This window comes from Streptosporangium sp. NBC_01810, from assembly GCF_035917355.1.
Lineage (GTDB): Bacteria > Actinomycetota > Actinomycetes > Streptosporangiales > Streptosporangiaceae > Streptosporangium.
Map to the genome: position 1 here is coordinate 7,995,852 of NZ_CP109070.1, position 25,700 is coordinate 8,021,551.

Annotated in this window: 24 protein-coding genes; 12 read left to right on the forward strand and 12 right to left on the reverse strand. The window is 68.6% G+C overall.

All coding sequences use genetic code 11. From position 1 onward, the window contains the following. Positions 1–260: 260 nt before the first annotated feature. The 7 genes from OIE13_RS36235 (at position 261) to OIE13_RS36265 (ending at position 11,648) form a co-directional block, all read left to right on the forward strand. Positions 261–3,440, forward strand: a complete 3,180-nt coding sequence (locus tag OIE13_RS36235) for an ATP-dependent helicase (RefSeq protein WP_326644486.1) — start codon at positions 261–263, stop codon at positions 3,438–3,440. Positions 3,441–3,660: 220 nt separating this feature from the next. Next, complete coding sequence (locus OIE13_RS36240; protein WP_326644484.1) at positions 3,661–6,957, forward strand: ATP-dependent helicase; 3,297 nt, start codon at positions 3,661–3,663, stop codon at positions 6,955–6,957. 98 nt (positions 6,958–7,055) lie between these two features. Further along, positions 7,056–7,271, forward strand: a complete 216-nt coding sequence (locus OIE13_RS36245; RefSeq protein WP_326644482.1) for a hypothetical protein — start codon at positions 7,056–7,058, stop codon at positions 7,269–7,271. Next, a complete protein-coding gene (locus OIE13_RS36250; protein WP_326644480.1) occupies positions 7,268–7,714 on the forward strand; it encodes a hypothetical protein in 447 nt (148 codons plus the stop codon). The genes OIE13_RS36245 and OIE13_RS36250 overlap by 4 nt, the downstream gene beginning before the upstream one ends. A 235-nt stretch (positions 7,715–7,949) precedes the next feature. Next, positions 7,950–9,143, forward strand: coding sequence for a cytochrome P450 (locus tag OIE13_RS36255; protein WP_326644478.1), 1,194 nt, complete (start codon positions 7,950–7,952; stop codon positions 9,141–9,143). Between the two features lie 279 nt (positions 9,144–9,422). After that, positions 9,423–10,547 (forward strand): RNA-guided endonuclease InsQ/TnpB family protein, encoded by a 1,125-nt coding sequence (locus OIE13_RS36260; RefSeq protein ID WP_326829359.1) that lies wholly within the window; start codon positions 9,423–9,425, stop codon positions 10,545–10,547. Positions 10,548–10,703: 156 nt separating this feature from the next. Then, positions 10,704–11,648, forward strand: coding sequence for a hypothetical protein (locus OIE13_RS36265; RefSeq protein ID WP_326644474.1), 945 nt, complete (start codon positions 10,704–10,706; stop codon positions 11,646–11,648). Positions 11,649–12,056: 408 nt separating this feature from the next. Here OIE13_RS36265 and OIE13_RS36270 read toward each other — a convergent pair whose 3' ends face one another. From OIE13_RS36270 to tgmA, 4 genes are all read right to left on the reverse strand, one after another. Then, on the reverse strand, positions 12,057–12,860 hold the full coding sequence (locus tag OIE13_RS36270) for an SAM-dependent methyltransferase (protein WP_326829360.1): 804 nt from the start codon (positions 12,858–12,860) through the stop codon (positions 12,057–12,059). Between the two features lie 463 nt (positions 12,861–13,323). Continuing rightward, positions 13,324–14,469 carry an ATP-grasp peptide maturase system methyltransferase gene (gene tgmC / locus OIE13_RS36275; RefSeq protein WP_326644470.1) on the reverse strand — a complete coding sequence of 382 codons (1,146 nt, stop codon included), beginning with the start codon at positions 14,467–14,469 and terminating at the stop codon, positions 13,324–13,326. Beyond that, on the reverse strand, positions 14,466–15,434 hold the full coding sequence (tgmB, locus tag OIE13_RS36280) for an ATP-grasp ribosomal peptide maturase (RefSeq protein WP_326644469.1): 969 nt from the start codon (positions 15,432–15,434) through the stop codon (positions 14,466–14,468). Before tgmB ends, tgmC begins: the two co-directional genes overlap by 4 nt. Before the next feature lie 3 nt (positions 15,435–15,437). Continuing rightward, on the reverse strand, positions 15,438–15,710 hold the full coding sequence (gene tgmA, locus OIE13_RS36285; RefSeq protein ID WP_326829361.1) for a putative ATP-grasp-modified RiPP: 273 nt from the start codon (positions 15,708–15,710) through the stop codon (positions 15,438–15,440). A gap of 326 nt (positions 15,711–16,036) precedes the next feature. Between tgmA and OIE13_RS36290 the strand changes: the two genes are divergently transcribed. The 3 genes from OIE13_RS36290 to OIE13_RS36300 are packed head-to-tail and all read left to right on the forward strand — an operon-like array spanning position 16,037 to position 17,638. Continuing rightward, positions 16,037–16,261 (forward strand): hypothetical protein, encoded by a 225-nt coding sequence (locus OIE13_RS36290; RefSeq protein ID WP_326644465.1) that lies wholly within the window; start codon positions 16,037–16,039, stop codon positions 16,259–16,261. Beyond that, a complete protein-coding gene (locus OIE13_RS36295) occupies positions 16,245–16,751 on the forward strand; it encodes a DUF6879 family protein (protein WP_326644463.1) in 507 nt (168 codons plus the stop codon). The genes OIE13_RS36290 and OIE13_RS36295 overlap by 17 nt, the downstream gene beginning before the upstream one ends. A 14-nt stretch (positions 16,752–16,765) precedes the next feature. Next, positions 16,766–17,638, forward strand: a complete 873-nt coding sequence (locus tag OIE13_RS36300) for a helix-turn-helix domain-containing protein (protein ID WP_326644461.1) — start codon at positions 16,766–16,768, stop codon at positions 17,636–17,638. Positions 17,639–17,687: 49 nt separating this feature from the next. Here OIE13_RS36300 and OIE13_RS36305 read toward each other — a convergent pair whose 3' ends face one another. The 5 genes from OIE13_RS36305 to OIE13_RS36325 form a co-directional block, all read right to left on the reverse strand. Beyond that, the gene (locus tag OIE13_RS36305; protein WP_326644459.1) at positions 17,688–18,629 is read right to left on the reverse strand and encodes an ankyrin repeat domain-containing protein; all 942 of its coding nucleotides are present in this window, start codon (positions 18,627–18,629) and stop codon (positions 17,688–17,690) included. Between the two features lie 305 nt (positions 18,630–18,934). Beyond that, on the reverse strand, positions 18,935–19,447 hold the full coding sequence (locus OIE13_RS36310) for a DUF6879 family protein (RefSeq protein ID WP_326644457.1): 513 nt from the start codon (positions 19,445–19,447) through the stop codon (positions 18,935–18,937). 116 nt (positions 19,448–19,563) lie between these two features. Then, positions 19,564–19,773: a DUF397 domain-containing protein gene (locus OIE13_RS36315; protein ID WP_326829362.1), complete on the reverse strand. Its 210-nt coding sequence runs from the start codon at positions 19,771–19,773 to the stop codon at positions 19,564–19,566. A 56-nt stretch (positions 19,774–19,829) separates the two neighbouring features. Further along, positions 19,830–20,039: a DUF397 domain-containing protein gene (locus tag OIE13_RS36320; protein ID WP_326644455.1), complete on the reverse strand. Its 210-nt coding sequence runs from the start codon at positions 20,037–20,039 to the stop codon at positions 19,830–19,832. Between the two features lie 8 nt (positions 20,040–20,047). After that, the gene (locus OIE13_RS36325) at positions 20,048–20,893 is read right to left on the reverse strand and encodes a helix-turn-helix domain-containing protein (RefSeq protein WP_326644453.1); all 846 of its coding nucleotides are present in this window, start codon (positions 20,891–20,893) and stop codon (positions 20,048–20,050) included. A 405-nt stretch (positions 20,894–21,298) separates the two neighbouring features. Here OIE13_RS36325 and OIE13_RS36330 point away from each other — a divergent pair, with 405 nt between their 5' ends. Together OIE13_RS36330 and OIE13_RS36335 are read left to right on the forward strand one after the other, a co-directional pair. Further along, the gene (locus OIE13_RS36330) at positions 21,299–21,652 is read left to right on the forward strand and encodes a hypothetical protein (protein ID WP_326644451.1); all 354 of its coding nucleotides are present in this window, start codon (positions 21,299–21,301) and stop codon (positions 21,650–21,652) included. Beyond that, positions 21,649–22,629, forward strand: coding sequence for an ATP-binding protein (locus OIE13_RS36335; RefSeq protein WP_326644449.1), 981 nt, complete (start codon positions 21,649–21,651; stop codon positions 22,627–22,629). The genes OIE13_RS36330 and OIE13_RS36335 overlap by 4 nt, the downstream gene beginning before the upstream one ends. Before the next feature lie 126 nt (positions 22,630–22,755). Here the strand turns inward: OIE13_RS36335 and OIE13_RS36340 are convergent, their stop codons facing one another. From OIE13_RS36340 to OIE13_RS36350, 3 genes are read right to left on the reverse strand one after another with little or no spacing between them, the layout of a single operon-like run. Further along, positions 22,756–23,646 (reverse strand): aliphatic sulfonate ABC transporter substrate-binding protein, encoded by an 891-nt coding sequence (locus OIE13_RS36340; RefSeq protein ID WP_326644448.1) that lies wholly within the window; start codon positions 23,644–23,646, stop codon positions 22,756–22,758. Continuing rightward, the gene (locus OIE13_RS36345) at positions 23,646–24,800 is read right to left on the reverse strand and encodes an LLM class flavin-dependent oxidoreductase (protein WP_326644446.1); all 1,155 of its coding nucleotides are present in this window, start codon (positions 24,798–24,800) and stop codon (positions 23,646–23,648) included. The genes OIE13_RS36340 and OIE13_RS36345 overlap by 1 nt, the downstream gene beginning before the upstream one ends. Continuing rightward, a complete protein-coding gene (locus OIE13_RS36350) occupies positions 24,790–25,665 on the reverse strand; it encodes an LLM class flavin-dependent oxidoreductase (RefSeq protein WP_326644444.1) in 876 nt (291 codons plus the stop codon). Before OIE13_RS36350 ends, OIE13_RS36345 begins: the two co-directional genes overlap by 11 nt. Positions 25,666–25,700 lie beyond the last annotated feature (35 nt).

Below are 25,700 nucleotides of genomic sequence, written 5' to 3' on the forward strand. Positions count from 1 at the left end.
GGCTGCCGTGAGCGGCCCTCGGGACGGCCGCCCGGCTGCTGAATCCCTTCCAGAGGGCTGCGGCGCAGGTCAGCGCCGTGCCCCGGCCATTAACCCCACCCGGTTCCGCCCGTAGCCCGCCCCGCCGGGGCGGGAGTCCGCCATGCCGTACCCGCCGACTCGGCACGATCATCGTCCGGGATCTGGTGGAATGGCGAGTTGTGAGTGGTCAGGACTGGCGGCTGGTACGTCGTGAGGGTGCGGGGAGAGCTGTTGCCCCTGTGCTGGACGAGCACCAGCGGGCGGTGGTGGCCCACGAGAGCGGCCCGCTCCTCGTGCTCGCCGGGCCGGGCACCGGCAAGACCACCACGATCGTGGAGACCGTCGTCGACAGGATCGAGCGCCGGGGCGTCGACCCCGAGCGGGTGCTCGTCCTCACCTTCAGCCGAAAGGCCGCCGAGGAGCTGCGCGAGCGCATCACGGCCCGGATGCGCCGTACCACCCGCACCCCGCTCTCCCTCACCTTCCACAGCTACGCCTACGCGCTGCTCCGCCGCGAGGCGATGATCGCGGGAGGGGTGTCGCCACGCCTGCTGACCGGCCCCGAGCAGCTCCTGGAGATCCGTCGCCTGCTCCACGGCGAGCTGGAGGACGGCGCCGTCCACTGGCCGCAGGACGTGCACGAGGCGCTCAAGACGCGTGGCTTCGCCTCCGAGCTCCGCGACTTCCTGGCCCGCGCCGCCGAACGCGGCCTCGACGGGCCGGAGCTGGTCGAGCTGGGCCGCCGCCACGGCCGCTCCGACTGGGTGGCCGCCGGAGGGTTCGCGGACCGCTACCAGGCCAGGTTCGACCTCGACCTCGAACCGGTGCTCGACTACGCGGAGCTGATCCGGGCGGCGGGGGCACTGCTCTCCGACCCCGAGGTGCGCGCCCGCGAGCGATCGGCGTACGACGCCGTCTTCGTCGACGAGTACCAGGACACCGACCCCGCCCAGGAGTTCCTGCTCCAGCAGCTGGCGGGGGAGGGGCGCGACCTGGTCGCGGTCGGCGATCCCGACCAGTCGATCTACGGTTTCCGCGGCGCCGACGTCCGAGGGATCATGAACTTCCCCGACCGGTTCCGCGACGCCGACGGCGCGAAGGCCCCTGTCATCGCGCTGCGCGTCTGCCGTCGCAGCGGCCGGGACCTGCTGCGGGCCACCCGCCGCGTCACCGCCCGGCTGCCCGCCACCCCCGGCGGCGCCACCCACCGCGACCTGCGCGCGCTGCCGGACGCCGACCCCGGTGACGTACGGGTGCTGGTGGCCGACGGGGCACCTCAGGAGGCGGCGATCGTGGCCGACACGCTCCGCCGGGCGCACCTGCTGGACGGCGTCCCCTGGTCACGGATGGCGGTGCTGGTCCGCTCCGCGACCCGTCAGGTGCCGCTGCTGCGCCGTGCCCTGGTCACCGCCGGGGTGCCGGTCGTGGTCGGCGGCGGCGAGGTGCCGCTGTTCCAGGAACCGGGCGTCCGGCCGTTGATCAGACTCATCCAGGTGGCGCTCCACCCGGAGACCCTCGACGAGGGGGTGGCCGAAGAGCTGCTGACCGGCGCGCTCGGCGGCACCGACATGATCGGTGTGCGCCGCCTCCGTCGCGCCCTGCGGATCGCCGAGCACGAGGCGCTGGCCCACCCCGGCGAGTACGAGGCGGCCGAGATACCCGAGGCGGCCGAGATGGCCGAGATGGCGGAGCGCGAGGCCCCGGGCCCTCGCTCCTCGGGAGAACTGCTGGTCGCGGCGCTGCAGGACGCACGGGAGCTGGTGCGGGTGGATGAGCAGGTCGCGCTGCCCGCCGAGCGGCTCGCCGGTCTCATCTCCGCCGCCGCCGAGGCCGTACGGAAGGGCGGCACCGCGGAAGACGTGCTGTGGACGGTCTGGGAGGCCACCGGGCTGGCCAGGAAGTGGACGGACGTCAGCCTCAGGGGCGGTGTCAGGGGCACCATGGCCGACCGCGACCTCGACGCCGTCGTGGCGCTGTTCGACCACACGGCCAGGTTCGTCGACCGGCTCCCGCACGCCGGGGTGGACGTGTTCGTCGACGACCTGGTCGCCCAGGAGATCCCCGGCGACTCCCTCGCCGATCGGGCCCCCGACGGGGACAAGGTCCGCATCCTCACCGCGCACCGCTCCAAGGGCCTGGAATGGGACGTGGTGGTCGTCGCCGGGGTCCAGGAGGGCGCCTGGCCGGACCTGCGGCTGCGCGGGTCCATCCTGAGCACCGACGACATGGTCGCCAGGGCCGAGGGCTCCGAGCACGAGAACCCGGCGGCCGTCTCCGCCGCGCTCGCCTCCCAGCTGCTGGCCGAGGAGCGCCGACTGTTCTACGTGGCCGCCACCAGGGCCAGGAGCAGGCTCATCGTCACCGCCGTGGGAGGTGACGACACCGAGGAGCGGCCCTCCCGCTTCCTCACCGAGTTGGTCCCCGGCTCGACCGAGGAGGCGGGCGTCGACGAGCGCTCCCGCTGGCTGAGCATGTCCGCGCTGGTGGCCGACCTGCGGTCGGCGGTCACCGACTCCACCAGGCCGGAACCGCTGCGCAGGGCAGCGGCCGGGCACCTGGCCAGGCTCGCCGCCGAGGGGGTGCCCGGCGCCCACCCCAACGACTGGTACGCCCTCACCCCCATCTCCGACGACCGCCCACTGAGCTGGCCCGACGACATCGTGCGCGTCTCGCCCTCGGCGGTGGAGAGCTTCAGCAAGTGCGGCCTGCGCTGGCTGCTCGAAACCTCGGTGGGCGCGGGCGGCACCGACGCGGCCCGCGGTCTGGGCACCGTCGTCCACGCGCTGGCGGTCCTCGCCGCGACGGGCATGCCCACCGAGGAGACCCTCGGCAAGCGCCTGGACGAGGTCTGGCACGAGCTCGATTTCGGCGGTGTCTGGTACAACCGCAAGCAGCGCGCGGTCGCCGAGGAGATGATCTCCAAATTCGTCGCCTGGCACGAGAACAACCCCAGGACACTGGTCGGCCTGGAGGAGGCGTTCACGGCCATGGTCTCCGAGGGCGTGCAGATCAAGGGCCGGGTCGACCGGGTCGAGCGCGACGGCGAGGGCCGAGCTGTGATCATCGATATCAAGACCGGCAAGAACGGTCCGAAGGACGCCGAGCTCGAACGCCACCCCCAGCTCGGCGTCTACCAGCTCGCCGCGCTGCTGGGCGCCTTCCAGCGGCACGGCCTGACCGAGCCGGGCGGCGCGGCCCTGGTCCAGGTGGGCGACGCGGCGGGCAAGAAGCAGGCCAAGGAGCAGGCGCAACCTCCCCTGTCGGACGACCCGGAGCCCGGCTGGGCCAGGGACATGGTCGACACCGTCGCCGTCGGCATGTCGGGGCCGTTCTTCCAGGCCAAGGTCAACGACGGCTGCCGTACCTGCGCGGTGCGGTCGAGCTGCCCGGTCAGCAAGAACGGAGACCAGGTGTGCTGAGCCGCCTCGGCGTGGAGCGTCTCCAGCATCCGGCACCGGCCCTCGCGCATCTCCGCGTGGAGCGTCTCCAGCATCCGGCACCGGCCCTCGCGCATCTCCGCGTGGAGCGTCTCCAGCATCCGGCACCGGCCCTCGCGCATCTCCGCGGCGCTCTTCGGCAGAGCGCCCGGCACGGAGGCCTCGGGCACCGGGGCCGTGTCGCGCCCGCCGGGGGCGCGGCGTGCTGAGCCCGGTTCAGCTGGCCGCCAAGCTGGGCATCCTGCCGCCGACCCCAGAACAGGCGGCCGTGATCGAGGCCGGCCTCGAACCCATGGTCGTGATGGCCGGGGCCGGGTCGGGCAAGAGCGAGACCATGGCCGGGCGCGTCGTCTGGCTGGTCGCCAACGGGCTGCTCCGCCCCGAACAGGTGCTCGGCCTGACCTTCACCAGGAAGGCCGCCGCGGAGCTGGCCGCACGGGTGCGTGAGCGGCTCAACGGTCTCGTCGAGGTCGGGCAGGTGCCCGCGGAGCTGATGGAGGGCGAGCCGACCATCTCGACGTACCACGCCTACGCGGCCCGCCTGGTCACCGAGCACGCCCTGCGCGAGGCGCTGGAACCGACCATGCGCCTGGTCTCCCCGGCCGTCTCCTGGCAGCTCGCCAGCCGGGTGGTCAGCGCGTACGACGGGCCGATGGAGCAGGTCGAGTGGAGCCCGGCGACCGTCACCCGGGCGGTGCTCGAACTGGCCGGTGAGCTGGCCGAGCACCTGCGCACCCCGCAGGACGTGCGCGACGTCGGCGCCCGGCTCGCCCAGCGGTACGCCAAGCTGCCCGGCACCCCGACCAAGGAGCAGCGCAGACCGCTGCTCACCCAGCGGGTCAGGGAGCAGCTGCTACCGCTGGTCGAGGCGTACGACCGGCTCAAGCGCGGCCGGGAGGTGGTCGACCACGGAGACCAGATGGCGCTGGCCGCCAGGATCGCCGCCAGGCACGCCGACGTCGGCGAGATCGAGCGCGGGCGGTTCGCCGTGGTCCTGCTCGACGAGTACCAGGACACCAGTCACGCCCAGCTCGTCCTGCTCCGTGCCCTGTTCGGCGGCGGCCACCCGGTGACGGCGGTGGGCGACCCCTGCCAGTCCATCTACGGCTGGCGCGGCGCCTCGGCGGGCAACCTCACCCGGTTTCCCCGTGACTTCAGGACCGCCTCGGGGGAGCTCGCGCCCGTCAACCGCCTGTCGATCAGCTTCCGCAACGGCGACGCCGTGCTGGACGTCGCCGCCCGGCTCCAGCTGCCGCTCCGGATGGAGGCCAGGGAGGTGCCGGTCCTAGTGCCCGGTAAGAACCGGGTCGAGCGCGGCCGGGTGATGTGCGCCTTCCACGAGACCGCGGACGACGAGGCGCGCTGGGTCGCCCTGGAGATCGCCAGGGTGCTGGGCGTCGAGAGCGCGCCCGACGGCATGCCCTGGAGTGACGGCGAGCGTAAGAAGGCCAAGCAGAGCATGTGGGGCGGGCCGCAGTCGCTCCAGCCGCACGACGTGGCGATCCTGGCGCGCAAACGCTCGCAGTTCCCCGCGCTCCGCAAGGCCCTGGAGGAGCGCGGTATCCCGGTAGAGGTCGTCGGCCTGGGCGGCCTGCTCCTCGTGCCGGAGATCGCCGACATCGTCTCCACCCTGCGCGTGATCTACGACCCGAGCGCGGGGGACGCCCTGGTACGGCTGCTGTCAGGCCCCCGCTGGCGGATCGGCCCCGCCGACCTCAAGGAGCTGGGTGAGCGGGCCCGCGAGCTGAACCGGGAGACCCGCGAGGGTGCCTCGCCGGTGGCCGACCCGCTGGACCAGGTCGTGGCCGACATGGCCGAGGAGCGTGGCAGCCTGGTCGACGCCCTCGACGAACTGCCCGATCGTCCCGCCTGGCAGGACCTGTTCTCCCCCCTGGCCAGGGTGCGGCTGGTCGCCATGGCCCAGGAGTTGCGCCTGCTGCGCGCCCACACCGGCCAGCCGCTGCCCGACCTGATCCTGGAGATCGAGCGCAGGCTCGGCCTGGACATCGAGGTGGCGGCCAGGGGGACGGCCGTCGGCCCGTTCGCCGCCCGCGCCGACCTCGACGCCTTCCTGGACGCCGCCGCCCGGTTCGCCGGAGACTCCGAGGATCCGACGCTGGGCGCGTTCCTGGCGTTCCTGAAGGCGGCGGACGAGGAGGAGAACGGCTTGGACGCCGGGCGGGTGGGCGAGAGCAACAGCGTGAAGCTGATGACGGTCCATGCCTCCAAGGGGCTGGAATGGCCGGTCGTGGTGGTGCCCGGCCTCTCCCAAGCGCTGTCGAAGGCCGGGACGCTCACCGTCGGCACCGTGTTCCCCGCCCGCTCCACGACCAGCCCGAAGTGGACGGAGAACCCCCGAAAGCTGCCCTACCCGCTCCGCGGAGACGCCTCCGACCTGCCCGGGCTGGCCGGGCTGGCCAAGGAGGAGCTGGCCGACTTCGACGAGCGCTGCCGCGACCGCGACCTGCTTGAGGAGCGCCGCCTGGCGTACGTCGCCGTCACCCGCGCCCACTACCTGCTGCTCGCCTCCGGCTACCGCTGGGGCACCGCGTCCAAGCCGCTGGAGCCGTCGGACTTCCTGCTGGAGATCCGCGAGACCTGCGGCAGGGTGGCCCTCTGGGCCCCGGAGATGGAGAAGGGCGCCGTCAACCCGCTTCTCGCCGAGCCGGCCGAGTCCCGGTGGCCGATCGAGCCGGACGATGCCCGCTACGCCGCCGTTCTCGACGGCGCCACCATGGTCGAGGCCGCCCTCGCTGCCTTCGCCGGAGGGCCCGCTCCCGTCTCCTCCGAGCTGCGGGGGTGGGACAGGGAGCGGGCGAAGGCGTGGGAGCGGGACATCGAGCTCCTGCTCAGGGAGCGGGAGGTGAACCGGCGGCGCGGTGTCGGCCGGGTGGAGCTGCCCACCCACCTGACCGTCTCCTCCCTCGTCACACTGGCCTCCGACCCCAAGGCGCTGGCCAGGCAGATCCGGCGCCCGGTGCCCAGGAAGCCCGCGCCGCTGGCCCGCCGGGGCACCTCCTTCCACCGCTGGCTGGAGGGGCGCTGGGGCCAGCAACGGCTGATGGACGAGTTCGAGCTGCCCGGCGCGTCCGACGACTTCGAGGAGACCGACGCCCACCTAGACCAGCTGCGTGACCGCTTCGAGGAGAGCGAGTGGGCGGGCAGGGAACCGCTCGACGTCGAGGTCCCCTTCGAGACCGTGATCGCCGACCGGGTGGTCCGCGGCCGGATGGACGCGGTCTTCCAGATCTCCGAAGGGCGCTACGAGGTCGTCGACTGGAAGACCGGCCGGCGTCCCAGCGGGAAGAAGGCCGAGGCTGCCGCCTCCGTCCAGCTCGCCGCCTACCGGCTGGCCTGGTCCCACCTGGCCGCCGTCCCGCTGGACCAGGTGGGTGCGGCCTTCCACTACGTCCTGTTGGGCAAGACGGTCCGCCCCGTCGACCTCCTTGACGAGGCCGGCCTCGTCGCCCTCATCGAGTCGGTCCCCAAACTCCCCTAAAACTCCGCACAGTGAACGCAACGCTCTCGGCACAGTCGACTACTTAGCATGATTCCACGCCGTGGACGCCGGAGTATGACTCAATTACCCTCATGAGTATGACCAAGCGGATCACGATCTCCCTGCCGGACGACCTCGCGGATGAAGCGCAGCAGTCCGGCAACGCCTCCGGCTACATCGCCGAGGCTCTGCGGGAACAGCGCCGCATCAAGGACGGCATGGCGGCTCTGGAGCGCCTGTGGGGTCCGGACTGGCAGGGGGACATCACCGATGCCGACCGGGAGCGCGCGAACCGCCTGTTCGGTGCGGCATGACACCGGGAGATGGGGGACTGACCGGTCACGTCCTCGACCTCGATGCGATTCACCACCTGCTCGACGCCAAGAGCAACTACGGTCGTGAGATCGTCCGCCAGTCGGTGCTGCGTAACACCACGCTTCTGCTGCCCGCGGTGGCCGCGCAGTGCGTGGCCGGATTCCGGCCCCATCAGGCCGAGGCGCTCTTCTCGGTGCCGGTGGTGACGATCGGAGGTCTTCCTGTCGCCGATGTCCTGAGCGCCGCCCAACTCGGCCCGAAGATGTGGGCGAACCTGGAGCAGCACGCACCGGGCCGTCTTGCCGGGGCAGAGGTCGGGGCGGTTCTCGCGGCCGCACATGCCGTGATCCTGGCCGAAGCGCGCGGAGGCTGGCGAATCATCACCTCCGCGCCGCATCTGTACTACGGCATCCCCGATGTTCGACTGGAAATCCTGCCCTGAGCGCCTTCCACGAACATGCTGCCGTGCTGCTCGGCGCCGGGTCCGGCGCGCTGGTGGGGGTACGTCTGAACCGCACCTGGATCCACGCGTACGTCTGAACCGCACCTGGATCCACGCGTACGTCTGAACCGCACCTGGATCCACGCGTACGTCTGAACCGCACCTGGATCCACGCGTACGAGAGAACGCACGAGCCCGGCTGATCCCGGACCCGTCCCGACCAGAAAGGCACGCCATGACCATCATCGCCGACTCATGGGGCCTGCACGAGGGGCACTTCTGGCTACGGGGAAAACGGCCGGACCGGCCGGTGAGCTTCGACGCCGGCACCGGGACGTGGAACGTCTACGGCTACCCCGAGGTACTGCGGATTCTCGGCGACCCGAAGACGTTCTCCTCCGATACCGGCCGCGTGGTACCCGAGGTCGCCAGGCCCGCCGAGCGCAGCCTGACGCAGCTGGACCCGCCCATGCACAGCAAGCTTCGCAAGCTCGTCAGCCACGCCTTCACCCCGAAGGTCGTCGCCGACCTCGAACCGCGGATCGCCGAGCTGACCAACGAACTGCTCGACGCGGTGGCCGACACGGGCCGGCTGGAGCTGGTGGCGGACCTCGCCTACCCGCTGCCGGTCATCGTCATCGCGGAGCTGCTCGGGGTGCCCGGCTCCGACCGCTACCTGTTCAAGCAGTGGGTGGACAGGATGTTCGAGGGGTCCCAGCGGTTCTCGCTCGTCAACCGGAGCGAGGAGCAGGAGCGCAACCTTGAGTTCGTCATGGAACAGGCCAAACACCTGGCCGACTACCTCGGCGAACACGCCGCGGAGCGACGACTCAGGCCGCGCGCCGACCTGCTCACCCAGCTCGTCGAGGCGGAGGTGGACGGTGAGCGGCTCAGCCAGGCCGAGGTGGTGAACTTCGCCAACGTCCTGCTGATAGCCGGGCACATCACCACCACCATGCTGCTGGGCAACACGGTGCTCTGCCTGGACGCCCAGCCCGAGCGGTTCGCCCGCGCCCGTGCGGACCGCTCGACGATCCCCGCCGTGATCGAGGAGTCCCTGCGCTTCTTCAGCCCGTTCGCGGTCCTGGCCCGGGTCACCAACGTCGACGTCGAGTTCGGCGGCCGGCACGTGCCCGCCGACCAGCTGCTCATGGTGTGGATCGCGGCGGCCAACCGCGACCCCCGGCAGTTCGCCGACCCGGATGTCTTCGACCCGACCCGTGACCCCAACCCCCACCTCGGTCTCGGCCGGGGCATCCACTTCTGCCTCGGCGCGCCGCTGGCCCGCCTGGAGGGCCGGGTCGCGCTCGACATCCTGCTCGACCGCTTCCCGAACCTGCGCACCGACCCGGACGAGCCGCCGCTCTTCCTGCCGAGCCCCAACATGACCGGCGTACGGAAGCTGCCGCTGCTCACCTCCGCCGACTGAGCGGGCTGCTCCGCCAGGAGAAAAGGGGAGGTACGAACGGCACCCCGATTTGAGCGAAAGTTCCGGTCCGGTTCATCGTCCGTTCCGCTTCTCTGCACGTGATCAAGGTCACGCCCCCCTTACCAGGAGAAGTCAAGTGAACGGTGTAACCGACGGGCTCGCCACGACACTACGATTTGTTCAGCGATACCTGCCTAGCGAGGAACCCCGGGCGTTCATGCCCGGGAGGAATCGCATACGGTGCCGCGCGTTTGGCGAATCAACGCTATACTTCACAGCGTGAAATTCGTTGTGCAGGTCCGGCTGTTCCCCACGCCCGCCCAGGAGGCGGCGCTGGCAGACACGCTGCGCCTGTGCAACGACGCCGCCAACCTCGTCTCCGGTGTCGCGTGGGAGACGAAGGTGTTCCGCAACTACGACCTGCGGCTGCACTCCTACGGCGACCTGAAGGCCATGGGCCTGTCGGCCCAGCCCGCCCAGCACGTCATCAAGAAGGTCTCCGACGCGTACACGACGGTGAAAGCCCAGGTGAGTGCGGAGCTGCGCACGCCTCTGGCCAAGCCGATCGCCTTCCGCCCGGACGCGGCGCAGCCGTTCGACGATCGGTGCCTGTCCTGGCAGGTCGAGGCCCGCACCGTGTCCATCTGGACCACCGGCGGCCGGATGAAAGGCATCCGGTTCGCCTGCTCCGACGAGCAGGCCCGCGCACTGGCCGCCTACCGCAAGGGCGAATCCGACCTGATCCACCGAGACGGCATGTGGCTGCTCATCGCCACCTGCGACGTCCCCGATGCCGACGTCACCGAACCCGACGCCTTCCTCGGCGTTGACCTCGGCATCGCCAACATCGCCACCACCGGCGACGGCGAACGACACTCCGGCAGGCACCTGAACGCGGTCCGGCACCGCAACCGGGAACTCCGCCGCCGCCTGCAGGCCAGGCAGACCAAGTCCGCCAAGCGGCTCCTGAAGAGGCGCCGCCGTAAGGAGTCCCGGTTCGCCCGGGACGTTAACCACCGCATCTCCAAAAGCATCGTGACCGAGGCTGCACGCACCGGACGCGGCATCGCCCTGGAAGACCTCCAGGGCATCCGTGAGCGGGTACGGCTCCGCAGGCCCCAGCGGGTCACGCTGCATTCGTGGTCGTTTCACCGGCTCGGCCGGTTCGTCGCCTACAAAGCCGCCCGCGCGGGTGTCGCCGTCGTCTACGTCGACCCGGCTTACACCTCGCAGGAGTGCTCGGCGTGCGGGCACGTCGACAAACGCAACCGGCCCAACCAGGAAACCTTCGCCTGTACGTCGTGCGGTTTCGCTGAGCACGCCGACGTCAACGCGGCCCGCAACATCGCCTCGCGCGGTGTGGCGTGCTGGGCAGTGAGTCACGCTGCCGACGACGCGGCCTGAACCGTCGAACCCATCGACGGCGAGGAGCTGCAAGCTCGGTCGTTTACGGCCGAGAAGCTGACCGCAGAGGGCCGCAATCTTGTTATTGGCGGCTGGCGCTCGTTTGGCGCGGCCTGAAACGACACCATGGATCTTCCCTGAAGGGCGGATGGCGCCGTGCTCCCTGACGAGTTCATCAACGGCTACGTGGACGACGTGGTCCGGTTACTGCCACGCCGGGGGCGGCGCGATGTGGCATTGGAGTTGCGCGCACTGCTGGTGGACGCACTCGCGGCCAAGGCCGAGGACGCGGGACGGGCCACCGACGAGGCGATGGCGCGGGAGCTGGTCATCGGTTTTGGTCGGCCCGCCGAGGTCGCCGCGCGGTACGGGCCGGTTTTCACGATCATCGACCCGGCCGATTCCCGCAGGTTCCTCTGGCTGACCGTGGCCGGTATGGGCTTCTTCGGGCTATTCATGTCGATGCCCGCCCTGATGAGGTTTCCGGTGAGCTCGAGGGCGGAGGTAGTCGGCTTGCTGGCGGAGTGGTGGAGGTTCTTCGGGCTGTACCTCCTGTGGTGGCCAGGACTGCTCGTGGTGTGCTTCGCCGTGACGGCCTGGCTGCGGCGGCGCCGGTCGGCGGCGGCCGCATGGGAGCCTCGGCGGAAGGATGGCGATCGGATCAGCCGGGCCGGCTACATTGTCCTGATCATTATGGACGCCTGCCTGATATCCGTACTGATCAACGCCGGAGCGCTGCTCGACTTCCTCTTCGAAAGGCAGGCGGCGGTCAAGAAGATCCACCAACTCTTCGCCATTGACGAGAACTTCCTCCGTTATTACGGTCCGTGGCTTCTGGGGCTACAGGTCGTGCACTGGGCCCTCTACCTGGTCCTGGTCGTGCAGGGGCGGTGGCGGTCGCTGACGCTGCGACTCGACATCGGCCTGACGTTCGCGATGTGCGGCGCCCTTGCCTGGGTCGTGCTCGCGGGCGCCATCTTCCAGGCGGGGCCGCTCAACCGGTGGGCGGAGTTCCTGGTTGTGCTGGTCATCCTGGGTGCCCTGGTCGACGCGGGCCTGAAAGTACGCCGCGAGTGGCGGCGGGCCGCCCCCTCCCCTTGACCTGATCTTGTCATCGGCGATCGCCTCAGGAGCCGACGGATGTCAGTGCGGTGTCCAGGGTTGGCGTAGATGGTCACCCGAGGCGAACCTGTCCGCTCGACAGCGCCGCTACACCGTCGACTAAGACCGGCCACATCTCAAACACCCACCAAGGCGCCGCGATCGGCCGTGATGGGTGTACGCATAGTGCCCGGAAAATGGTGATAAATCAGGTGAACGAACGACGGTGGGCACCCTCAGGTGGCTGACTGGCCAGAGGTTTTCCTTGATCTGGGCGATTAGGCACGTCCCCGGCGTGCCTAATCGCCCAGATCAAGAAAGGACTCCTGGCCGCGCTGATGAACGGCCCCGCCGCTCTTGAACCAACGGGCACATCACCTCTGGCCGCCCCTGAGACGGTGTGGCGCATCAGGGTTTGCGGCCTACTCCGACGTAGCCGATCGAAGTGTTTCGCTCGCCGAACAGGGGCGGATCGACAGGGCGCCAGTCCTTGGGGAACACCAGGCCGGGTTCGAGCAACTCATAGCCGTCGAAGAAGCGGGAGATCTCCGCGTGCGTGCGCAGGCTCAGCGACTCGGTGGCCCGCTTGTAGATCTCCAGGGCCTCCGGCGTGGTGTCAGGCTTGGCGTTGATCGCGTGACTGAGAACGAGGTGGCTGCCCGGCGCGCTCGCCTCGTACAGCCGCTGGGTGATCTGGTAGGCGCCCGCGCCGTCGGGGTTCTCGTCCGGGATGAAGTGCAGAATGGCCAGCAGCAGGAACGCCACGGGCCGACTGAAGTCGACGTGCTCGCGCAGCTCGGCCAGCAGCGTCTCCGGGGCCCGCGCGTCGGCGTGCACGATGGTGACGTTGTCGCCGTTCTCCAGGATCGCCCGGCTGTGCGCGCACACGACGGGGTCGTAGTCCACGTAGACCACGCGGGTGTCGGGCGCGACCGCGTGCGCGATCTCGTGTGTGTTGCCCCGCGTGGGTAGCCCGGAGCCCAGATCCACGATCTGCTGGACGCCCGACTCGACCAGATGGCGTACGGCACGTGCGAGGAACGCCCGGTTCTCCCTCGCGGAGTCGCGGGTCTCGGGGAAGATCTTCAGAATCTGCTCGGCTGCGGCCCGGTCGGCGGCGAAATTGTCCTTGCCGTCCAGGTAGTAGTCGTACATCCGGGAGATGTTAGGCACGTTCGGGTCGACCCCGGCTGGCGTAGCCTGATCTTCCACACTTTCTCCAGACTCTTCAGCATCCGTCTGGGGTTGATCTTAGAGAGTCTTTTGCACGTTGGCAGCAGGATGAGGTCATCGATGTGGGGCTTTGGCGGCGGACGCCGCCGGGGCAGGTGAACAGCCCAAGATGACGAGCATCGCAGCAGGATTCTGAGCCAGATAGCAGGGCGAAGAATGCTGACTTGATTTAAAACAGTACATATATGGTGTTATAGGCATCTTGCTGTGATCGCGAACTTAGACAGAGCCGGCATCGGTAAAAGAGGCGGAGTCCGCCGAGTGCCACCAACACTCGACACCGGCCGGGCCGGTCACCCTCGCAGGTGCGGTAACGGCCTGCCCTCCCGGTCGGGTTCGATCCCCCCGGTGATGTGCCGCGATCACCTCGTTAACACTCGTTGACGTTTCATGTCCAGCCGACCCTGTTCGGTTGGCGCGGAGGGATGTGCTGACCGGGTGGTCAGATGGGAAGGTTCCAGCTTGGTCCCTCTGGTCTCTCCAGCCAGATGTACTGGCGGCTTCGAGTGACCGTGAGCCCGAAGGCCGACTGATGGGGGGAACCGGCTTGCTGCCAGGTCAGGATGGCGTTCTCGACCGCGTCCCAGAGACGCAGAGGTCCATGCTGGCGTACGGTCCAGCCACCGGAGGCCGATCGTTCGGTGGTGGCCTGCGAGCCGGTGGCCACGTCCAGGAGAAAGACGTCGTCACCCCCGCCGAGCTTCTCCGCTGACGGGGCGCCGAGCTGGGCCACGAACAACCCGGTCCAGTCGTCGAGCACGCCGGGATCGATCCGGCTCTCTCCGGCGTCACCCAGCCCTGTCCGTAGATATGACGGCCGGGGCGGACGGCTGTGTTGCCGTGCGGGCATGAAAGAGACGTTCTGCTCGTGGAAGCGCCCGCTCGCGGTGCCGTCGTCGGAGAGGGTGAGGTGGGCGAGAGCCGACCCGGTCATCCAGCCCGACAGCGGGGTAGTGATCGTTCCGCCGTCTCGTACCTGCCACATCCACGGGGCCGGGATGTAACGGACCGAGCAGGTGGCGATCAGTCGATCGTATTCGGCGTTCTTCTCATATCCTCCTAAGCCATCACCAACTACCAGGGCGGGTGTGTATCCGACAGCGGTGATCGCCACAGCGGCGCGAGCCGCGGCGCTCCTGTCGTATTCGATTGAAGTGACCGCGTGGTCGCCGAGACGGTACGAGAGCAGGGCGGTGGAGTAACCGGTTCCGGTGCCGATCTCCAGCACCTTGTCCCCTTCGGCGATCTGCGCCGCCTCCAGCATGCGCACCACCAGGCTCGGAAGCGTGGCGGACGAGGTGGGATCACCTGTCATCGGGCCGGGTGCGTCTTCCGCCAGGACACCGTTCACCTGGGTGACCCATGTCTCGTCGGCGTATGCCAGGCGCGACCATTCGCCCTCGCCGGAGTCCGTACGGTGAACAGGTTGCCACATCGTTTCCCGCTCTCCGTCGACCGGACGATAGACCGCGTCACCGAGAAATGCTTCGCGCGGTACGGCTTTGACGGCCTCACGCCATCGGGGGTGAGTGAGCGCTCCGGTCGCGGCAAGCTTCGTGGCGAGATCATCGGCGGTGGAATTGATCATGAACAGCCTCTCGGGTTCTCCAGGCGGTCGGCGATGGCGGCGGCGATCAGATGCGGGATCGGGTCGGTGAACCAGGCCCACTGGCCATTGGGATTGCACTCCAGGAACACCCACTCACCGCCGGAGGTCAACGCGAAGTCGAATGCTCCGAAGACCAGCCCGAAGTGAGCAAGATAGGCGCGCATCCTCTCGATCAGGTGGGCCGGTGCCTCGATCAACTCGTAAGCCAGGGCGGCGTAGTCGTACCGCCAGTCCAGGCTGGGAGCACCGTCGATGTGGACGGCGAAGGCACGCTCTCCCACCATCGTTACGCGGATGTCGGCGACCTTGTCGATGAGTTGCTGGAAAAGGTGAGCGGTGACGCCGATGCCGTCGTCCAGGTCCGCGGGATCCACGGCGCGGGTCCACACGGCCACGGCCGTCCCGTTCGTGTCGCGGTACGGCGTGGACCACAACGGCTTGTATACGATCGTGCCGACCTCGGCCGCGAACCGTCTCGCGGTGCTGAGACTGTTGGTGATCACCGTGGGGGGAACAGCCAGCCCGCAGGCGGCGGCCGTGACGAGTTGCTCGGGTTTGTACTCGGCATCGCGGTTGCGCCAGGGGTGGTTCAGGTAGAAGGCGCCGGGGATCGCGGCCAGGACTCCGCCCAGGCCGTACCGGGACTGTTCGGCGGCCCACTTCCCGGCCTGCTCGTCGAGGTGTGAATATTTCTGGTGCTGGTAGGGAGTGGGCTTCCGCCAGTACACCGAGCGGACACGTGTCAGCTCCAGACGGCGCGTTCCTGTGCGGAGCAGGCCGCCCATTCCGTGCCCCCCGAGTCGCACGTCCAACGCGCAGGCGGAGGGGAAGTCGGCTCCCGGATCGAACCGCACGACCGGGGTGCCCCGGTCGTGCAACTCGGCCAGCACAAGGTCGGCGGTGAAGTCATCCAAGGCGGTGATCGCCAGTACGGGTGGAGGCATCACCTAATCCGACACCCAGTCGGTGTGCGAGTCCGCCGTGCCGCCACCACCGCCACCGGAACCATCCGTGGTCGGTGGCGCGGTCGCGGTGGCCTGCTCCCTGTTGGTGCCGTGCTTACCGGCTTCGATGGGCTGACCGGTCACCGCGTCGCTGTAGACACCGGTCTGGGCGACCGGGTCAAGCTCAACCCGGTGTGTCCTGGCCGAGGTGTGCGCCGCTGCGGAGAAGGGAGTCGCCCGGGTCAGGCCCCATGGCTTTCTGCGGAGGTTATCCATGATGTCCCTTTCGATAGGATCCGGCGTCTGGGCCCGGATCCGGGTCGCTGGAAACACGCATGTGCGACGCTAGGTAGCCGCCTGTCGGATGAACAATGAACTTGCACGAATTTGCGGGAAGGCTTTTCGGTTATATCGTCGATCGCTCCCGCGATCGGTTAGTCGGCGGCCGGTTTCGTCCGACTGTGATATTTTCATCCTGAAACAAGGTTTTCGTGTTCAGGTGAAAATCTTCTTGGATCACGGAACGCTATTGACCGCTCCGCAACCTCCGGTCATGCTCGCGATTGCGCAGGTCCGCGCACACCTCAAGCTGGGAGGTCGCCATGGCACTACGGTTCCTCGGGAAAGATCCGGAGTCTCCCATCAACGATTCGCCGACGATTTGGGATGACGGCGACTGCTATGTCATCCAGGGGTGGCGTATCACCGATGCCGCCACGCTGGTGGAAGTCGGTGATGTCCCCGGGCACGAGACGGTTCTACGGTTACCCAAGCGCATGATGCAGTTCTTTCCGGAGGTGAACGGCAGGAATGGAACCAACGTTTGACGATCTGCTCGCCTCGGCGCGGAGGTCGGCTGTACACCTGGAAATGCGCGATGGCTACATGCGCAGTGATCCGGCATTCATCGCCTGGAAAAGAGGAGAGGAGATCGTCCCGGCCACCCGATGGCCGGCATGGTTCGCACTCGTCGGCGCTGCTCGTGCTCGGGGCGTCCAGGTCCGGAGGGCACGCATCGTGTCCGAACCGATCACTGACTATGTCCGTTTCGAGTACGACATCACCGAGGGGTTGAACCTCGCGGCGGGTGAGGACGTGCGGTGGCTCCCCCGACGCCGGGCCTCGGACCTGGCCTTGCCCGGCAATGATTTCTGGGTCTTCGACGACACCACGGTCATGTGGAATCACTTCACCGGAGGCGGTGAATCGGCAGGAAAGGAAACAAGCGACGATCCGGCGGCAGTGAAACTGTGCGCGTCGGCGTTCCTGGCCGTCTGGGAGAGGGCGATTCCGCATGCGGAATACCGGGCCGTCTGACCGTAGCCTGGCTTATGCGCACCCCGCCGTCATCCAATGTCCAGCAGGCCCGGCAGGCTCTCGCCGACCGCCTCCGTGAGATTCGCCTCGACGCGGGTTTGACCGCTCGCGCGGTCGCTGTGGCGGCGGGTTGGCACGAGTCGAAGTGTTCCCGGATCGAGAACGGGCGTACCGCGCCGTCCGACGCCGATATCAGGGCATGGTGCGAAGTGTGCGACGCCGGCGACCAGGCCGCCGAAGTCATCGCCGCTTCGCGGACCGTGGATTCCATGTACGTGGAGTGGCGGCGGCTGGAACGTGCGGGACTGCGACAGGCGCAGGAGTCGGTGCGCTCCCTGTTCGAGCGGACGCGGAGATTCCACGCTTATTCCACCTGGCTGATCCCCGGCATCTTCCAGACGAGCGCCTACACTCGCGCCATTCTGCAGGCCACCGCCGCCCGGCGAGGTCTCCCGGACGATGTGGAGGGTGCTGTGGCGGTCCGTATGGAGCGTCAGCGTGTCCTCCATGAGGGTGACCACACTTTCGCGATCTTGATAGAAGAGCCGACACTTCGCACGCTGATCGGTGATACCGAGGTGATGGTTGGGCAGCTCGGCCACCTGCTGACCGTCTCCTCCCTGCCCAGGGTCAGCCTCGGGATCATCCCGGTGTCCAGTGACCGCAGCGCCATACGACCGGTCGAAGACTTCTGGATCTTCGACCGGTCGCAGGTGAACGTGGAACTCGTCTCAGCGTGGCTGACCGTCACCCAGCCAAGGGAGATCGAGATGTACGCACAGGTGTTCGCCGAACTCGCAGGACTGGCCGTGTACGGCGGGCAGGCTCGGAGCCTGATCACGGCAGCGATCGACGCGCTCGGCCGAGAAAGCGCGGATCTGCCCTGACCGATCTTCGAGTCAGTACCTGTGCTGCGTTCCTTAACGGGTGTTTCGGTCAGCTCCAGTAATCCCGCTCCGGAAGTCTGACCCATATGTCGGGTGGGCCGGTGATGGCCCGGGCGTCGGTCAGTCGCAGTCCCGCGCGCGCACAGCAGCGCGCCACGGCTTGACGCTTATAAAGGTAGAGGGCGAGAACCGTCTCCGCCGAGTCCCCGGAAGACACGCCGTCGCGGGTGTCCCGCTCCTCGATGACGCCGTCGCGGGTGACGCTCCCCTGGTTCCCGCTCGCCGCATTGGCGTACATGGCGTAGCAGACGGTGCCCATGGACAGGCGTTTGGTGACTCCGGGGGTGTGTGGCATGTAGTTCCACGGCTGGCTGACGACGCATCCGCCGGGCACGTCGGTCACGCCGACGGTATGCAGGCTCTCCTTGTCATCGTCGGCCCTGCGTGACCATTCCACCGGTGTGGCTTGCAGACGCCGCACCGCCTCGGCCGCGTCGATACCGGACACACATGCCAGGCCCAGGCCCATGTGGGGGGAGAATCTGCCCACGGCCGCGAGCAGACGCCGGGCTTCCGCCTCGGCGGCGGCCTCGGCGGCGGACAGGCCGACGTCGGCGGGACGAGGGGTGAACAGGTCGGGGGTGGGAGTGGCCAGGCTCAGCCGTCCGGGGGACCAGCCGGCCATCATCGGCCGCCACGGGTCCGCTCCCGCCGCGACCAGGGCGCGGGCGTTGTCGGGGCGGTTGGCGAAGACGGCATCCCACAGCGCGGTGCAACCGTTGTTCTCCGCGTCGACCTCGCGGACACGTCTGGCGAGTTCCGCGACCACCTCGGGTGAACCGCACTGGGCCGCAACAGGTAATGGTCGCTCGTGATAGTAAACGACGCTGTCAGGGTCGGCACCAGCGTCGAGCCGGGCTCGGACCAGCGCGAGGTCCGTCCAGTCCTTCCAGCCGACACCGAACCATCCGGCCTCTTCAGTGGCAACCACGAGACTCCTCGGCGAGAGGTAGGGGACACGTGCGGCCGAGCATGGCGTACCCGACCGACATTTTCAGGATCACCCCCGCGAAGGGTCCTCGGCCCGGAGCGGCGGTGTCGCCCCCTCGGCGATGCGCTCACCGATTCGGAGAGGCCCCGCTACATAACCCGAGGCGGACCCGCACGCCGACAGCCGCGCCACACTATCGACTGAACCCAATCACCCACCTCAAACACGCACTGAGACGGTTGGCGATGACCTGGCGCGCCTGCTGGGCGCTGGACGAGGGAGAGGTGGACGCGTGCGACGGTATGTCAGGTGGGCCGATAGTCCGCGTGATCGATGCCCCGTCCCCAGACGGCCCCGAAGGCCGCCAGGCAGAGCCTGATCACGGCGGGGTCATCGCAGAACGTGTGACCGGCGGGCTCGCCATTTCCGGAGAAGTAGCCGAACCGGATCAGCCGTTCGTCGAACAACCAGAAGTCGTTGCCGGGGAGTGCCAGGTCAGAGGCCAGTCGCCGGGGAAGCCAGCGCACCTGTTCGCCCCCGGCGAGGTTGGAGTACGGAGTGGCCGAGTGCTCGTAGCGGATGTAGTCGCTCACCGGTTCCGACACGATCCGGGCCCGTCGTACGACCACGCCCCGGGCGACCGCGCCGCTGACCAGGGCCACCCACGGAGCGTCGAAGTTGGTGCGGTCGAAGGGGACACCGTCACGCCAGGCGACGAATCCCGGGCTGGAGGTGCCGTAGTCATCGCGCGTCTCCAGATGGAGCGCGGAACGGTGACACTCGCCGAACAGGTCACCGAATGTCGGTTCCGCCGTCACCACATGCCTCCACTAGCAGGCCCTTCATCCGCGCGGGAATCCTGACGATCTTCTCGTTCCTTGTGATCGGACTACAGGTCTCGACACACGCAGCAGATCCGCCAGGGTCTGACCGACTACCTCTGGCCGAACTCGCCGTTCTTCACGCCGCCGATGAACGCTCGCCATCTATCAGGACTGAAGCTCAGCGTGGGCCCGTTGGGGTTTTTGCTGTCTCGTACGGCTCGGCCGCCGCTGGGTAGGTTGGCGACCTCGACGCAGTTGTCGTTGTTGGCCCCGCTGAGAGTGCTCTTGTACCAGGTGAGATCCTGAGTGTTTTGGGCCACTGTGTTTCGCCGCCCTTCGAGGGTCTCCGCTTACTGAAGCTAGCTGTTCTGGCCGGTCACTTTCGGTCGAACTCGCCGTTTTTCACATTGATGATGAACGTTCGCCACTCGGTGTGGGTGAAGTTCAGCATCGGCCCGTTGGGGTTCTTGCTGTCTCGTACGGCCTGGCCGCCGCTGGGCAGGTTGGCCACCTCGACGCAGTCATCGTTGTTGGTTCCGCTGAGGGTGCTCTTGCGCCAGATGAGATTCGAGGGGCTCTTGTCCACTTTTTCGCCTATCCCTTGAGTTGCTCCACGAGCTTCGCCATGTGTTGGACCGATTCGTCTGGCGACAGAGCCAGTCCCATCACATAGTCCAAAATAATGGTGTATCGCTGATATTCCAATGGCTGTTCAAGCCAGAGGCTTTCCGTCGCGGTCACGGTGTAGATGAGGCTCGGGTCGCTGGGGAAATCCAGAATGACGAACGAACCCTCCAGGGCTGGATGCGCGCCAGCGGAGTCGGGAACGATCCGGATGATGATGTTTGGCCTGGCGGCCATCTCGATGAGGTGGCTGATCTGCTCACGCATCACCTCAGCACCACCGATCGACTTGCGCAGTGCGGCCTCGTCGATGAGCGCCAGCAGGGTTGGCGGGTTCTCCCGGAAAAGGATCTCCTGACGCGTGAGTCTCGCCTGGACGTGGCGCTCGACGAGCGTCTCGTCGAGAACCCGAGCGGCTCGCCATAGTGCTCTTACGTATCCCTCCGTCTGGAGCAGTCCTGGGATCAGCACGATCTGCCAGGTGCGGATGGAACTGGCACCCGATTCGAAATCGGGAAGGCTGCCACGGAAGACGTCCTGGTACTTCTCCCACCAACCGCGCTGACGTGACTCCCTGGCGAGGGTGATCATTGCCTCGCGCTGGTCCTCGTCGGTGATGCCGTACAGGTCGAGCAGTAGGCGAATGTCGTGGACGCTCGGGAGTCGCCACTCGTTGCGCTCCATCCTGGACACCTTTGACGCGTCCCACTCCAGCCGCCTGCCAGCCTCGGTCACCGAGAATCCGGCTTCCTTCCGGAGTTGTCGGAGCGTTTGAGAGAGTTTCCGGCGTTTGACCGTGGGGCTGTTGCTTGTCATTTTGGGCCTCCTCTGTGAACTGCCGGTGACGGTTCTGTGGAACAAATCAGACAATTCATCTTGATTTTATCTACGCATTGTGATCCTCGTGTCACTGTGCCAGCATGCTAATGGGTTCGGGGCTGAACGGCGACCCCAGTGTGACAATGAGGGTTATTATCCTAAATTTCTGCGCAAATATGTCCAGATTGCACTTTATTTAGTAATTGGCACTACCTGCTGTCGGCCATGGCCCCTCCGCCTGCTCCAGGTAGTCGTCAAAACGCGTTCTCCCTCTTCCCCTGGCAGACCCGAAAAACGAGTCGAGGCCGCCACGGTGCGGCAAACACCGTGACGGCCTCTTGAACCGGACTCTGGAGGTCCGATCCCATGGTCAACTTTACAAGAGCGATCAAGGTAATCCGGATGCGTTTCAGCGGTGACCGGCCGCCGGCCCCGTTGGGGTGTCGGTGGTGTGGGCACTCGCCGTACGCGCACGATGACCGGTGCCTGCCCCATCGGCAGGCGCACGCCTACGAGCGGCCGACGCCCGCGCAGTTCCGGGCGAGGCTGGCGGAGTGGTGGCGGCTGGGATTCGCGGGACGGTTGTCCGCCTCGGCCTCGGTGCGCCCGCCGGGAGAGACGCAGGCGGCACCCGGTCAGGGGCGGCACGTCAGGCCCGCAGAGTCCGGATCGCTCTCGTCGTACGGGCGAGGCAGGCCGCCGGACGGCAGGCGGAGGTCGTACCCGGGCGTGCTGAGCTCCGGGAGGGCGGCGTGAGCGGGCGGCATCGGCGGGGAGAGCCCGTCGATCAGCGAGGCCCACGGCAGTGGGACCGCGAGCAGCGGGAGGTCGCGGCCCGGCTGGATCGGGCCGAGGCGGGCTGGCTGGTCATGTACGGGGTGGGCGGGCGTCGGTTCTACGCCATCGCCGCCGGATGGGTCCCCGAGCCGCTGGTCGTGCAGGCGGGTACGGCCGAGGAGCTATGCGCGCTGATGCGCGAGACCGAAGAGGCGAAACCGGCGACGCCGTCCGGCGTGCGGCCGGTGCCGGAATTCCACCGGCAGAAGGAATCCCACAGGCGGACGGAAACCCACGGGCAGGCGGAATTTCACCGGCACGGGCAAGGAGATTTGATGATCGCAGGCACTCCCGACGGGCTCCGGACCGTCTGCTGGGACATTCCCCGTGACCCGGCGACCGTCGGTGAGGCCCGCCGGATGACGCGGGAGACCCTCACCGGTTGGGGCCTGGCGCCCGAGTTCGCCGACGACGCGGTGCTGGTGGTCGGCGAGCTGGTGGCGAACGCCACGCTGTACGGCGAGGAGCCGATCCGGCTCTCGCTCTGGGGCATGCCCCAGGGAGTCTGCGTGCGGGTCACCGATCACGGCTCCGAACGGCCCCGCAAGCTCAGCCTGGGTGAGGACGCCTCGCACGGCCGGGGGCTCGCGATCGTGGAGGCGCTGGCCGACCGGTGGGGTGTCGTTCCGGTGCCGGGCGGGATCGGCAAGACGGTGTGGGCCGCCTGGGGGATCTCCCGCTCGCAGTCCGACGCGTCCCGCGCCATCGACTGCATGGACCCGGTTCCGTCCTCTCGGGGCCACGAAGGGGCGTCAATTACATCCCCATATGTCCCCGAAAAAGGGTTCATGTCATCCTCCTACGCCCCAGAAGGAGCGTTCGTGCGGTCCTCCTCCGTCATCGAGGCGGCGTTCATGGCATCCGCCCAGTTCCGTACCGGAGACCTGCTCTCCTGACGGCAGGTGCGGACTTGTGATCCCGCGGCTGGTCAGCGGAGGTCGCGAGCGGCGGCGCTGAGGCCGTCAGGGCGGCCTTCCCGATGCTCAGAGCCGGATCAGGAAGGCCGCACGGAAGCCGGACGGTCAGCTCGTGACCAGTTTGCCGAGTTCGGGGAGTACCGCGTCGGCGACGGTGATCCTCTTCTCGATCAGCCCGTTGGTGTGGAAGAGGTCGGCGATGTGCTGCTGCTCGGCGACGAACTCCTCGCTGATCGGGTGCAGGCCCCACGGGCGGGTGCGCAGCGCGTGCTCCCAGGCGTCCAGGTCGCCGCCGTCGTCCTTGGCGAACAGCTCCGCCGCCGCGCGGGGGTTTCGCCGGATCCAGTCGTCGGACTCCTGGAGCGCGGAGACGATCCTGGCCAGCTCCTCGGGCTGTTCGAGGGCGAAGTCGCGGCGGGTGAACCAGAGGGAGCGGTGGCTGAACAGGCCGTCGGTGGCGACCAGTTCCCGGACGGACGCCCGCTGCTCGACCCCGGTGAGGTAGGGGTAGGAGCCCACCCACGCGTCGACCTCACCGGACAGGAACAGTTCGGCGGCGTTGCCGTAGGCGTCGACCGGGACGATGTCGCTCCAGCCAAGTCCGACCCGCGCAAGGGCGAGCAGCAGCAGGGTGGTCTGCCAGGAGCCGTGCCCGAGGGCGACCTTCTTGCCCTTCAGGTCCGCCAGGCTCCGGATCGGCGAGTCGTCGAGGACGACCAGGCGGCCGTTCTCGACCCGAGGTTCGGAGATCGCGACGTAGACGATGTCGCGCCCGTTGGCCTGGGCGGTCACCGGAGGGGTGGAGCCGGTGCCGATGAAGTCGTAGCCGCCGTCGAACAGATGGTCGCTGTGCAGCGAGGGCAACCCCCGGGTGGGGTCGGGCCGCTCGCCGGTCGGGAGGGAACGCAGGTCTACCCAGTCCACCTCGGGGAGTCCTCGGTGCCGCAGCACCCAGAGCGAGCTGTTCTGGGGGAAATATCCGACTCGGGTGGTCATCAGGAACGTCCTTTCAGCAGGGGGAGCACGTGTGTGCCCACCCGATGGGCTTCTTCCAGGTGCGGGACTCCGGCGAGGATGAGAGCGTCCACGCCGAGCCCGATCAGTTCGTCGAGCCGTTCGGCGACCTGGTGGTAGTCGCCGACCAGGCCGAAGGCGGGGCCGCTGCGCAACTCGTGGAACCCGCCCCAGACGCCTGGCGAGACCTCCAGGTCGCGGAGGTCTCCGCCGGCCGAGGCGAGGAAGGACCGGCTCCGCCGCACGCCGACCGAGTCGCCGGAGCCGGAGCCGGAGCCGGTGTCGGAGCCGGAGCCGGTGTCGGAGCCGGATTCCCCATCGGAGTCGCGGGGCGCCCTGGCCGCCCAGCCCCGGCGGAGCTCGTCCCACGCCTCCTCCTCGGTCTCGCGGGCGAGCACGTCCACCCGGACCGCGAACTTCGGCGGGGTGTCGCTGTGCGCGCGGACCAGGTCGAACTTCTCCGCCAGCGCGGGGTACGGCTCCAGCCACGACAGGTAGTGGTCGGCGTGCCGCCCGGCGGCGGCGATCGCGGCGGGGGACGAGCCGGAGAAGAAGATCTCCGGGAACGGCTGCCCGGCCAACTCCTCCGGCAGGCCCGCGTTCTCCACCCGGTAGAAACGGCCGTGGTGGGTGTGGGAGCCGTGCCACACGCCCTTGAGCACGTCGAGGAACTCCGAGGTGCGCGCGTAGCGGTCGTCGTGGTCGATCCGGTCGCCCCACCAGAGCTGCGCGGGTCCGCCGCCGCCGGAGATGATGTTGTAGACCACCCGCCCGCCGGTGGCCCGCTGCAGGGTGGCGGTCATCCGGGCCGCCTGCACCGGGTGCAGGAACCCCGGCTGGAAGGCGATCATGAACCGGTAGGAGCGGGTCTCCCCGGCCAGGGTGGCCGCCGCGGCCCACGGGTCGTCGGTGCTCGGGAAGGACGGCAGCAGCCCGCCGACGAAGCCGGAGTCCTCGGTGGCCCTGACCACCTCGGCCATGTAGTCGGCATGGCTGTAGCCGTCCGGGCCGCCGTCCCTGACTCCCGGTGCGAGGGCGCCGGGCAGGTCGGCGAAGCCGCCCCGGCTGCTCTCCCTGCGGCGCAGCGAGGGCTGGTCGCCCTCCATGTGGATACGCCAGTAGATGTCAACCGACACGGGTGCTCTCCTTCAACAGCGGCAGCAGATACTCGCCCAGCCGGTAGTTCTCCTCCGGTCGCGGCCCGGCCTCCAGGAAGAACTCCGACACGCCCCGCTCCACGTACTCCCCGATCGCAGCGGCGACGGCGGCGTACGAGCCGGTCAACCCGGTGAAGCCGGTACGGCGAGCCGTGGCCAGCGCCTCGTCGTCCTCGCGCGCCAGCACCGGCAGCCGCAGGCCGTACGCCACGCCGGGCAGCCGCGCGGTCAGCGCCTCCAGGTCGTCCCCGGGGGAGAACACGTGCACGTCGGCATGGCGCGCGGACAGTTTCAGTGCCCGCGGCGAGGCGCCGCCGAGGTAGACGGTCGGGAAGGCCCGCCCGGAGAGCGGGGGCGCGAAGCCGCCCCCGGCCACCTGGTAGAAGCGGCCTCGGTACTCGAAGTCGCCCTGCCAGACGCCCTTGGCGACGGTGAGGAACTCCTCGGCTCGCGCGTACCGGCTGTCTCCGATGAGGAAGTCCCCCTCGGTCCTGGCCACCGCCGGGTTGAGGTCCACCGTGAGCCACCAGCCGAGCCGGTCGGCGGAGAAGCGCTGCAGCGAGGCCGACAGCTTGGCCAGGTAGACCGGGGTGGCGATCCCCGGATGGAACTCCGCGATCACCCGCAGGTGGCGTGAGTCGCGCAGCAGCCCTGCGGCCACGACCAGCGACTCCTGCCCCTCGGGATCGAAGGGCACCAGGGCGCCGGACAGCCCCGCCAGTTCGGCGGCCCGACCGGCCCGGCCGGCCGGATCGGACCGGGCAGGCCGTACGTCGGTGACGAAGGTGGGCAGCGTGCGGCGGGCGGCGGTCCTGACCGGAAGCGTGACGTTGAACCTGGCCATCACGCCACCGCGCCGAGGGGAAGGCGTGCCGTACG

What these genes read in the sequence shown, in the direction of transcription:
- OIE13_RS36245 (WP_326644482.1), top strand. Translation starts at nt 7,056, where the DNA reads ATGACCAAGCGGATCACGATCTCCCTGCCGGACGACCTCGCGGATGAA.
- OIE13_RS36250 (WP_326644480.1), top strand. Translation starts at nt 7,268, where the DNA reads ATGACACCGGGAGATGGGGGACTGACCGGTCACGTCCTCGACCTCGAT.
- OIE13_RS36295 (WP_326644463.1), top strand. Translation starts at nt 16,245, where the DNA reads ATGGAACCAACGTTTGACGATCTGCTCGCCTCGGCGCGGAGGTCGGCT.
- OIE13_RS36300 (WP_326644461.1), top strand. Translation starts at nt 16,766, where the DNA reads ATGCGCACCCCGCCGTCATCCAATGTCCAGCAGGCCCGGCAGGCTCTC.
- tgmC (WP_326644470.1), bottom strand. Translation starts at nt 14,469, where the DNA reads ATGATCAATTCCACCGCCGATGATCTCGCCACGAAGCTTGCCGCGACC.
- OIE13_RS36340 (WP_326644448.1), bottom strand. Translation starts at nt 23,646, where the DNA reads ATGACCACCCGAGTCGGATATTTCCCCCAGAACAGCTCGCTCTGGGTG.
- tgmB (WP_326644469.1), bottom strand. Translation starts at nt 15,434, where the DNA reads ATGCCTCCACCCGTACTGGCGATCACCGCCTTGGATGACTTCACCGCC.
- OIE13_RS36255 (WP_326644478.1), top strand. Translation starts at nt 7,950, where the DNA reads ATGACCATCATCGCCGACTCATGGGGCCTGCACGAGGGGCACTTCTGG.
- OIE13_RS36350 (WP_326644444.1), bottom strand. Translation starts at nt 25,665, where the DNA reads ATGGCCAGGTTCAACGTCACGCTTCCGGTCAGGACCGCCGCCCGCCGC.
- OIE13_RS36290 (WP_326644465.1), top strand. Translation starts at nt 16,037, where the DNA reads ATGGCACTACGGTTCCTCGGGAAAGATCCGGAGTCTCCCATCAACGAT.
- OIE13_RS36330 (WP_326644451.1), top strand. Translation starts at nt 21,299, where the DNA reads ATGCGTTTCAGCGGTGACCGGCCGCCGGCCCCGTTGGGGTGTCGGTGG.
- tgmA (WP_326829361.1), bottom strand. Translation starts at nt 15,710, where the DNA reads ATGGATAACCTCCGCAGAAAGCCATGGGGCCTGACCCGGGCGACTCCC.
- OIE13_RS36325 (WP_326644453.1), bottom strand. Translation starts at nt 20,893, where the DNA reads ATGACAAGCAACAGCCCCACGGTCAAACGCCGGAAACTCTCTCAAACG.